Below are 9,699 nucleotides of genomic sequence, written 5' to 3'. Positions count from 1 at the left end.
GGCACGCCGACGAGCGCCGTGGCCGCCGCGGCGGCGGGCATCGAGATGGCCAGCCCCTGCACGCCCGGCAGGCGCTCGCCCACCCGCTGGGTGAGCAGGATGTACGCGGCCCAGCAGAAGGCCGCGCCGAGCGCCAGCGCCACCCCGGCCAGGTCCGCGTCGCCCTGCCACGGCCGGGTCACCGCCAGCACACCGGCCAGCGCCAGTGCTGGCCAGGCCAGGCCCCACCGTCCTGAACGGTGCAGCACGGCCACCGCCAGCGGCCCGAGGAACTCCAGCGCCGTGGCCATGGCCAGCGGGATGCGTGCGATGGCCTCCACGTACAGGACGGTCACCCCTCCGGTGACCACGCTGAGCACCACCGACCAGCCCAGATCCGCACGGGGAATGGCCCAGACCCGCGGCCTGGCGACGGCCACGAACAGCACGGCGGCGAAGCTGAGCCTGAGCCAGGAACTCCCGGCCGGCCCCACGCTCGCGAACAGCCCGGTGGAGGCCGCCGCCCCTATCTGTACGCAGACCATCGAACCGACCGCCATCGCCACCGCCCCCGGCCGATGGCGGGACGTGCTTACCGAAGTGCTGATGAGAGAGGTATCTGTCACGCCGTACATGTCATTCGATCGGCACTATCCGCGTCTACCACGTAATTGCGGACAAACAGTCCACGATCAGCGGATAATTGTCCACGTGGACACTCGATTGCTGCGCGTACTGGTCGAGCTGGAACGGCGCGGCACGCTGCGCGCCGTGGCCGCGGCCACCGGCTACGGCACCTCGGCCGTCTCCCAGCAACTCGCGGCGCTGGAGCGCGAGATGGGCACGGCCCTGGTCGAGCCCGCGGGCCGCGGGGTACGGCTCACCCCCGCCGGGCGCAGGCTGGCCGAGCACGGCAGGGGAATACTCGACGCGGTGGCGGAGGCGCGCTCCGCGCTGGACCCGCAAGCCGAGCCGAGCGGGGTGGTACGCATCGCGGCTTACGCCGGGGCCATATCCGGCGACCTGCTGCCGGTCGCGCGCCGCCTGGCCCGCTCGCACCCGGCGCTGCGGCCGCAGCTGCACGAGCACGAGCCCGACGAGGTGCGGGGCCTGCTCGACGACGGGCTGATCGACCTGGGTTTCGTCTACGACTACAACCTGGTGCCCTGGACCTGCGACAGCCCCTCGCTGCTGCTCTGCGAGACGCCCTTGGTGCTGGCCGTGCCGGCGAGCGGCCGCGCGCCGGGGGACGTGGACTCCCCCGCGGCGCTCGCCGCGTACGCCGACTCGACATGGGTGCTCAACTCGCGCGGCAAGGCCGACGACGAGCTCGTGGCGAGAGTCTGCGCACTGGCCGGCTTCACGCCCATCGTGGCCCATCGGGCCGACAGCCTGGAGCTGGTGCTGGACATCGTCGCGGCCGAGCTGGGCATCGCGCTCGTGCCGGATTTCCTGCCCTCGCGCGAAGACGTCGCCTTCGTCCCGCTGCCCGGCATCGACGTGCGACGTCGCCTGTACGCGGTCACCCGGCCGGGCGGATGGGACTGGCCCGGCGTACGGCTCTTCGTCGGCCTCATGACAGGCCAGGTGGGCACGGCGCCGTGACTAATCCCACATTAGCCACCTAAAACTGTACAGTTTGGACTGAAGGTTTTAGCGTGGAAATATGGGAGATTCCGACCTGGCGGCCCGCGCGGCCGGCGACGTCTGGGTGGTGTTCAGCCGCCTGCGCCGCAGACTCAGGGACCTGGCCGTCGAAGGTGACCTCACCCCGGCGCAGGCGTCGGTGCTGGCCCGGCTGGACAAGGAGGGGCCCGCGTCGGCCAGCGACCTGGCAGTGGCCGAGCGGGTGCGCCCGCAGTCCATGGCGAAGATCGTCACGACGCTCGAGCTGGCCGGGCTGGTGGAGCGGCACCCCGATCCCCAGGACGGCCGTCGTCAGCTGGTCACCCTGACCGAGCTGGGGCGCGAGCGGCGGCTCGGTGACCGGCGCGCCCGCGAGGAGTGGCTGGCCCGGACCCTGCGGGAGCGGTATACCGACGAGCAGTTGCGTACCGTCATTGAGGCGATGGCCCTGCTGGACGACGTGGCGCACGCATGACCGGGCTCTCGGCTCGATTTCACGCCCTGCGGCAGCCGGTCGGCGGCGGGTTCGACCGCAGGCTGATCGCGCCGATGATCCTGGGCTCCATTCTCAACCCGATCAATTCCTCGATGCTCGCCGTGGCCCTCATCCCGATCGGCCGGTCCTTCGGCGCGGCGCCGTCGGAGACCGCGTGGCTGATCACGGGCCTGTACCTGGCCACCGCCGTCGGGCAGCCCGTCATCGGGCGGCTGGTGGACTCCTTCGGCCCGCGCCGGCTGTACCTGACCGGGACGGCCCTGGTGGGCGTCGCCGGGCTGATCGGCGTGCTCGCGCCCCAGTTGTGGGTGCTGATCGTCTCGCGGGTGCTCCTGGGGTTCGGTACGTCGGCGGCCTATCCGGCCTCGATGTTCCTGCTGCGTACCGAGTCCGAGCGGACCGGCATGCGCAGCCCGAGCGGGGTTCTGGCGGCCCTGTCGATCTCCAACCAGGTCGTCGCCGTCCTCGGCCCACCCCTGGGCGGGCTGCTGATCGGCGCGGGCGGCTGGCACCTGATCTTCGCGGTCAACGTGCCGCTGTCGGCCGCCTGCCTCGTCCTGGGCGCCTGGCGCCTGCCTCGGCTGTCCGGACGTGGGAAAGCCGATGGGGTGGACATTCCGGGCATGGTGTTGTTCGCCGGGATGCTCACCGCGTTCATGCTGTTCCTGATGGACCCCGAACTGGCCCGCTGGCCCGTGCTGGTGATCAGCGTCGGGGCGGGCACGGCCTTCGTGGTGCGCGAGTTGCGCACCGCCGCCCCCTTCCTCGATCTGCGGGTGCTGGGTGGCAACGTCCCGCTGCTGGCCACCTACGGCCGCCAGTTCCTGGCCTTCGTCACCTCGTACGCGTTCCTGTACGGCTTCACACAGTGGCTGGAGGAAGGCCACTCGCTCAGCCCGTCCACGGCCGGGTTGATCCTGCTGCCCATGTCCGCGGCGGCGATCGCGGTCACGGCTGTCACCGGGCGCCGCCCCGAAGTGCGCGGCAAGCTGGTGGTCGGCAGCCTCGTACAGGTCGCCGGCTGCGCCACTCTGCTGTTGATCGACTCCGCCACGCCGATCTGGATCCTGGTGGTCCTCGGCATTGTCATCGGCATCCCGCAAGGGCTCAACGGCCTGGCCAACCAGAACGCCCTTTACGCACAGGCCCACCCCGCCCGCATGGGCTCCTCGGCCGGTTTGCTCCGTACGTTCATGTACCTCGGCGCGCTGGTCGCCTCAGCCGCCAACGCCGCCTTCTACCAGGACGGCGCCACCACCGGCGGGCTGCACCACCTCGGCCGGCTCCTGGTGGCCGTCGCCGGACTGTTCCTGATCGTGTCCGTGGCCGACCGCTCGCTGCGCCGCGTCGGGCGCGACGACCGGTCATGACACTCCGCACCGTATGAGAAAGGGCACCACCATGTCCGTCACCACCCTCGACCCCAAGACCGCGCTGGTCGTCATCGACCTCCAGAACGGCGTCCTCGCCACTCCCGGCGCCCCGCACAGCTCCTCGGACGTCCTGGCCCGCACCGTGGAGCTGGCCGACGCGTTCCGCACCCGCGACCTGCCCGTCGTCCTCGTCCGCGTCTCCTTCGCCTCCGACGGATCCGACAGCGTCCCGGGGCGCAGCCAGGCGTCGCGGGCATTCCGCACCCCGCCGGCGGGGTGGGACCTCATCGTGGACGACCTGGCGGGACACCCGCAGGACATCGTCGTCACCAAGCGCAACTGGGGCGCCTTCTACGGCACCGACCTGGACCTCCACCTGCGCCGCCGCGGCGTCACCCAGATCGTCCTGACCGGCATCGCCACCAGCATCGGCGTGGAGTCCACCGCCCGCGCCGCCCACGAGCACGGCTACCACCTGACACTGGCCTCCGACGCCATGACCGACCTGGACGCCGAAGCCCACCGCCACAGCACCGAGAAGATCTTCCCCCGGCTCGGCGAGACCGGCACCACCGCCGAGATCCTCGACCTGCTCGCCAAAACGCACCCCTGACATGGGCGAGCGGCCAGTGCACCCTCACCTGTATCGTTCAGATGATGGGAACATCTGAGCGTTCAGGGAGTGGGGCGAAGGGGTCGCGATGGTCAGGCTGACCCGGGCGCAGCAGCAGGAACGCACGCGGGCGGCCGTGCTCGCCGCGGCGAGGGAGGAGTTCGCCGAGCGCGGATACGCCGACGCCAAGGTCGACCGGATCGCGGAGCGGGCCGAGCTGACCCGTGGCGCCGTGTACTCGAACTTCCCGAGCAAGCGCGCGCTCTACCTCGCGGTCCTGGTCGGCTCGATCGAGCACACGGCCGCGGCGGAGACGCCGTCGCCGCCCGGCCTGGCCGCGGCGTTGAGCGCGTTCGCTCGCGTGTGGCTCGAACGGCTGCCGTTGACCGGCGACACACCCGCCGGCGGGAAGCTGCAGTTGCGCTCACTGGCCGGGGTGTTCGACGACGAACCGGGCCGCACCGCGCTGGCCCAGCTCACCAGGCTGGAGGCGCTGCTGCTCGCTCTGGTGCTGGAGCCACGCGCACCGCACCAGACGCGGCGGGTTCGGCTGGCCGAGCTGGTCCTCACGCTGCTGAACGGAGCCGGCCACCTGGCCGACACGGCGCCCGGATTCGGCGACCCCTTCGACGTGACGCTCGCCTGCGAGCACCTGGCCGGCCTCGACCTCGCCGACACGTGGAACCCGCCGCACCTGCCCTACGTCTCCCCCGCGCGACCCGTCCAGGACGACTGGGAGCCGCCCGCGCGGTTGCCGGACCAGATCACCGCTCACCCGGCCGGATTCGACGCCGACGGCGTGATCGCGGTCCTCGGCAGCGGCCGGCTGGAGGCGGCCGAGGAAGCCGTCCGCGCCGCCCGGCCGGGCGACCGCGTCACCGTGGCCGTCGTGACCAGCGATCCCGCCGAGCTCGGCCGTCTCGTACGGCTCAGGATCGGCGACCTCACCGGATGCCTGCGACGTGTGTTCGCCCCGGATGCCTGGCCGGGCCTCCGCCTCGTCCTCGACGACCACGCCACCATCGCCTCGGCCATCGGAATCCCGGACATCGACGACACCACCGAGGCCGCGGTCCGGATCCGGGCAGGCAAGATCGTGGCCCGAGCCGCCGGGCGGGGCGCGGCCCACGCGGCAGCGACCGCGGGTTGACGTGCGAGCTCACATTCCAGCTAGCTAGCACGCTGAGGTGCCGTTTCCCGGGGTTGAAGATGGGTGCTGGTGGTGAAGACGGCGGCAGGCGGCAACGGGCATCGTAGGGGAGGACGAGCAAGCTTCTCAGCCAAGGAAGTGGGGCGATGACCGTCGCCATCTACGGTCTGCCGATCAGTTTCGTCGTGCGCTGTTCCGGCCCGCGACCGCTGAGCAGATCCGGCCCGCGCCGCCGTGACACTCAGTCACCCACGAGCCCGGATGGAGACCGCGCGCGAGTGCAACCCTCTCTGGAGGCGGTGGCCCGCAGGCTTCGAGCACTGGTGCGTAGGACGAGATCAACGTTCCAGGACCGCCAAGCGTCGTGGGAGCTGCCACAAGATCCGGCGTCGATACCGGCGGGACGTCACCTCATCAGCAACAAGCTGACCGAATGGGGGATCCATCGGCGCAGCGACATCATGGACGTCATGCAGCTGCTCGCCAGCGAGCTGCTCACCAACGCCGTGGAACACGCCCAGGGGGATCCGGTCCTCACCCTTTCGGCTCGGGGCGGCACCCTTCGCTGCGAGGTCTGGGACGAAGACCCTCGACTGCCGTGCACCCGGCAGTCCGGACCCAGCGACGAAGGCGGGCGCGGGCTCTTCATGGTCCATCTCTTGTCCAGGCGCTGGGGGGTCGATCTCACCCACGCAGGCAAGGCCGTGTGGTTCGAAGCGGGCTGACCGGCGCGACGTGACACCGTCTGGATAAAAGGCGGGATGAGAGGGCAGCCGGCTCCGTCGGAACTGGCGTCCGGGAGCCGAACCTCCGGAGACCGGCCTGGAGGCCCTCTGGGCCGTCGATCATCTCGTTGAGCAGCGGACTAGCTCGTGATGCTCCCTTCCGCGAGGTTGCCTCCGAGCGCGGCGGCCGGCTTGCCCCAGGACTCGAGCCGCCTCCGGATCTCCTCGGGTACGGGATGCGACAGCGCGTCCCGGTAGGCCTCATCCAGCAGCGCGTCGATCTCGACGCGCCCGCCCGACTCGGCGGAGCGGACCGCCGCCGCGACCATCGCGAGGCTGCGGATGTTGCGGGCGATCGTTCCGGACGGCTCCACGCCGGTGCGCAGCGCCGCGACGAATTCCACGAGTGCTCCGGCGATCTGCTCGTGGTCGCCCGGCGGCACGGCGGCCGCGCCGCTGACGCTGGAGGCGACGCGGTCTTCGCCGTCCCAGGTGGCCGTGCCCTCGGAGCCGGAGGCTCGCCACTCGCCGTTCCAGGACGTCTCCAGACCGTCCGCGCACCAGCTCCCGGTGAACACGTAGCGGGTGCCGTCGTCGAAGAGGAAGTTCGCCGTGGCCGCCGCGTCGCCCCGGTACCAGCTCCAGGCCGGATTCCAGCTCTCGCAGACGACCGAGACCGGCTCGGCGCCGAGCAGGTGGCGGGCGGCGTCGAAGGCGTGGATGGCCATGTCGACCAGCAGCGGCTGCTCCATCTCGTCGCGGAAGCCGCCGAAGCGCGGGCCGCGGAAGAAGCCGGTGGTGAGCAGCCCGATCGTGCCGAGCTCGGCGATCCGGTGACGGTACTCCGCCAGGGCGGCGAAGTACCGGCGCGACTGGCTGATCATCAGCAGCTGCCCGGCGGCCTCGGCAGCCGCGGCCTGCACGAGCGCCTCCGCCAGCGTCGGCGCCGCCGGCTTCTCGCACAGGACGGGCAGCCCGGCGAAGAGTGCCTCGGTGTTGACCGCGCTGTGTGCCGCCGGAACGGTGACGTTCACGACGGCGTCCGGCGCGGTGGGCGCGAGGATCTCGCTGAGCGAGGCGCCCACCTTGGCGTCGCCGCCGACGGCTCGTACGGCCGCTGCCGCCAGCTCCGTGTCGAGGTCGACCACCCCGACGAGTTCGACGTCGTCGGAGGCGGTCAGGGTCCGGATCCAGGCCTGGCCCATCGAGCCTGCCCCGACCTGCACGACACGGAGCGGACGTGCCGGATCGGCGGCACGGGCGAAGGTGCTCACTCGGCGTGCTCCTGGTCGTGCTCCTTGTTGTTCATGGCTCCGCGGTAGCCGCGCCCCTTGAAGAACTCGCCCATGTCGTAGCGGAGCAGGGTCGGCAGCTCTCGGCGTGACCGGTCGCCGGCCGCCCACTCGACACCGTTGGCGATGACGTGCAGGACGTCCGGATGATGGTAGACGGGATAGTCCTGATCGCCCGGGCTGAAGTAGAAGATCTTGCCGTTGCCGCGCCGGAAGGTGCAGCCGCTGCGGAAGACCTCGCCGCCGGTGAAGGAGCTGATGAAGATCAGCTCGTCGGGCGTGGGGATGTCGAACTGCTCGCCGTACATCTCCTGGGCGGGGATCTCGATGGGGTGCGGGATGCCGCGGGCGATGGGATGGGTCGGGCTCACCGTCCAGACCAGCTCACGGTCGTTCTCGCTACGCCAGCGCAGCGTGCACGTGGTGCCCATGAGCTTGGTGAAGATCTTCGACCAGTGGCCGGAGTGCAGCACCACCAGCCCCATCCCCGACAGGACATGCCGGTGCACCCGCTCGACCACCTCGTCCGCCACCTCCGCGTGAGCGGCGTGACCCCACCAGGTGAGCACGTCGGTGTTCGCGAGCACCTCCTCGGTCAGGCCGTGCTCGGGATCGTCCAGCGTGGCCGTGGCGACGGTCGCCTTCTCCCCCAGCCAGCCTTCGATGCCCCGGCGGATGGCGTTGTGCATGCCGTCCGGGTAGATCTCTGCCACACGGGGTTCGACCTGCTCGTGGCGGTTCTCACCCCATACGGTGACGTTTATCTTCACGCATGTTCCTTTCTCACTTGATCGCGCCGCTGACGGCGCCTGCCGCGATGTAGCGCTGGGCGAATATCAGCAGCAGGGCTGCCGGGACGGAGGCGAGCACCGCGGTCGCCATGACGGCGCCCCAGTCCTGTGTGTTCGCGTTGATGTAGTCGTAGATGCCGAGAGTGATGGGCCGTACTTCTGGGGTGCTGGTCAGAGTGAGGGCGAAGAGGAAGTCGCTCCACGCCGACAGGAAGGTGAACAGGGCGGCGGTCACGATCGCGTTCTTGCTGATCGGTACGACGATCGAGACGAACACCCGCAGGGTGCCCGCCCCGTCCACCATCGCGGCCTCCACGAGCGCCCAGGGAATGGACCCCATGAACGCCCGGATGAGCAGCACCGCGAATGGGATGTCGCCGGCGGTGTTCGCAAGGCTCAGGCCGAAGATGTTGTTGAGCAGGCTTCTGCGCTGTCTTCATCTGGATGTGGCGCGGAGCCCCGGTCCTTCAGAGCCGGGAGGAAACGCCACCCCTCCTTTCGAAAACAGTATGGAAAAAATCGGTAACAGCCGGTAATGTGTGCGGTGGGTGATGCTCCAGTGACAGGAGGTGCGCGATGGCGATCCGCCGCTCGGCCGCCAAGCGGCATGGCGTGCCCTCGGTGGTGCAACTGCGGCTCGCCCCCACCCCCACCCAGGCCAACGCCCGCGCCACTGCCGTGCAGGTATGCAACCAGGCAGCCACCAACGTCTCCCGCCTGGCCTGGCAGCAGCGCATCTTCGCCATCCTGGACCTGCACAGGCTCGTCTACCACCAAGCGCGCGCCCACTTCGGTGGGCTGGGCGCCCAAGCAGCCGTGCGGGCCATCGCCCGGGTCGCCGGCGCCTACGCCAACCGCCGCGCCAGCAAGAAACGCGCCCACATCTTCCGCCCGCACGGCGCCGTCCCCTACGACGCGCGCCTGATGAGCTGGAACCGGGATGCCCGCATCGTGTCGCTGTGGACCCCTACCGGCCGCGTCCACGTCTTCTACACCGGCCGCGAGGAAGATCTCAAAGCCCTCGACACCCTGCCGATCGGGGAGGCCGACCTGATCTGCCGGCGCGGCGTATGGCGGCTGCAAGTCACCCTCACCCTGCCCAAACCGCCTGTGGGCGAGCCTGCCAACGGCTTCTTCGGCGTGGACCAGGGAGTGGCGAACCTGGCGGTCACCTCCGACGGGGCGGTGCTGCCCGGCCCCACCCTGCCCGGCCCCATCGAAGGTAACGGCCATGTCCGCACGCTGCGGGAGCGGCGGCACCGGCAGCGCCGCCGGTTGCAGAAGAAGGGCACTCCTGCGGCGCGGCGGGTGCTGCGCCGCCTGGCTGGGCGTGAGCACCGGATGATGACCGACCTCAACCACCAAATCTCCAAGTACGTGGTGCGCGAAGCCGAACGCACCGGCCGCGGCATTGCCCTGGAGGATCTCCAGGGCATCCGCGGGCGGGCAAGGGCTCACCGGCTCCAGCGGCGCACCCTCCACTCCTGGGCCTTCGCCCAGAACATCGAGTTCACCCGCTACAAGGCCGCCCGCGCCGGGATCGCTTTCGTGCTGGTCGATCCCGCCTACACCAGCCAGGCCTGCCCGGAATGCGGATGGACCAGCAGGGCGAACCGGCCGGCGCGGGGCCACTTCGCCTGCACCAGGTGTGGCC

General features: G+C 70.6%; 10 protein-coding genes and 1 pseudogene. 7 read left to right on the top strand and 4 right to left on the bottom strand.

Annotated features, from left to right (window positions below):
* Positions 1–605: pseudogene (locus tag AB0J09_RS44330) on the bottom strand (EamA family transporter); the annotation flags it as partial.
* Positions 606–690: 85 nt separating this feature from the next.
* Between AB0J09_RS44330 and AB0J09_RS44325 the strand changes: the two are divergent.
* From AB0J09_RS44325 to AB0J09_RS44300, 6 genes are all read left to right on the top strand, one after another.
* The gene (locus AB0J09_RS44325) at positions 691–1,584 is read left to right on the top strand and encodes a LysR family transcriptional regulator (protein WP_360705213.1); all 894 of its coding nucleotides are present in this window, start codon (positions 691–693) and stop codon (positions 1,582–1,584) included.
* Between the two features lie 61 nt (positions 1,585–1,645).
* Positions 1,646–2,080 (top strand): MarR family transcriptional regulator, encoded by a 435-nt coding sequence (locus AB0J09_RS44320; protein WP_360705211.1) that lies wholly within the window; start codon positions 1,646–1,648, stop codon positions 2,078–2,080.
* Entirely contained in the window at positions 2,077–3,471 is a 1,395-nt protein-coding gene (locus AB0J09_RS44315) for an MFS transporter (RefSeq protein ID WP_360705208.1), read from the top strand. Before AB0J09_RS44320 ends, AB0J09_RS44315 begins: the two co-directional genes overlap by 4 nt.
* Positions 3,472–3,484: 13 nt before the next feature.
* A complete protein-coding gene (locus AB0J09_RS44310; RefSeq protein WP_360705205.1) occupies positions 3,485–4,087 on the top strand; it encodes a hydrolase in 603 nt (200 codons plus the stop codon).
* Positions 4,088–4,175: 88 nt separating this feature from the next.
* Positions 4,176–5,237 carry a helix-turn-helix domain-containing protein gene (locus AB0J09_RS44305; RefSeq protein ID WP_360705203.1) on the top strand — a complete coding sequence of 354 codons (1,062 nt, stop codon included), beginning with the start codon at positions 4,176–4,178 and terminating at the stop codon, positions 5,235–5,237.
* A gap of 278 nt (positions 5,238–5,515) precedes the next feature.
* Positions 5,516–5,962 (top strand): ATP-binding protein, encoded by a 447-nt coding sequence (locus AB0J09_RS44300; RefSeq protein ID WP_360705200.1) that lies wholly within the window; start codon positions 5,516–5,518, stop codon positions 5,960–5,962.
* Positions 5,963–6,102: 140 nt separating this feature from the next.
* Here AB0J09_RS44300 and AB0J09_RS44295 read toward each other — a convergent pair whose 3' ends face one another.
* The 3 genes from AB0J09_RS44295 to AB0J09_RS44285 are packed head-to-tail and all read right to left on the bottom strand — an operon-like array spanning position 6,103 to position 8,406.
* A complete protein-coding gene (locus AB0J09_RS44295) occupies positions 6,103–7,236 on the bottom strand; it encodes a Gfo/Idh/MocA family oxidoreductase (protein WP_360705197.1) in 1,134 nt (377 codons plus the stop codon).
* The gene (locus AB0J09_RS44290; RefSeq protein WP_360705196.1) at positions 7,233–8,024 is read right to left on the bottom strand and encodes a ThuA domain-containing protein; all 792 of its coding nucleotides are present in this window, start codon (positions 8,022–8,024) and stop codon (positions 7,233–7,235) included. The genes AB0J09_RS44295 and AB0J09_RS44290 overlap by 4 nt, the downstream gene beginning before the upstream one ends.
* Positions 8,025–8,037: 13 nt before the next feature.
* Positions 8,038–8,406: an ABC transporter permease subunit gene (locus AB0J09_RS44285; RefSeq protein WP_360705193.1), complete on the bottom strand. Its 369-nt coding sequence runs from the start codon at positions 8,404–8,406 to the stop codon at positions 8,038–8,040.
* Positions 8,407–8,621: 215 nt separating this feature from the next.
* Here AB0J09_RS44285 and AB0J09_RS44280 point away from each other — a divergent pair.
* On the top strand, positions 8,622–9,699 hold a 1,078-nt coding region (locus AB0J09_RS44280), incomplete at its 3' end, for a transposase (protein ID WP_360705190.1).

Origin of the sequence: Nonomuraea sp. NPDC049784 (genome assembly GCF_040659615.1) — a bacterium.
Taxonomy (GTDB): domain Bacteria; phylum Actinomycetota; class Actinomycetes; order Streptosporangiales; family Streptosporangiaceae; genus Nonomuraea.
This window is presented reverse-complemented; position numbering and strand designations above follow the sequence as displayed.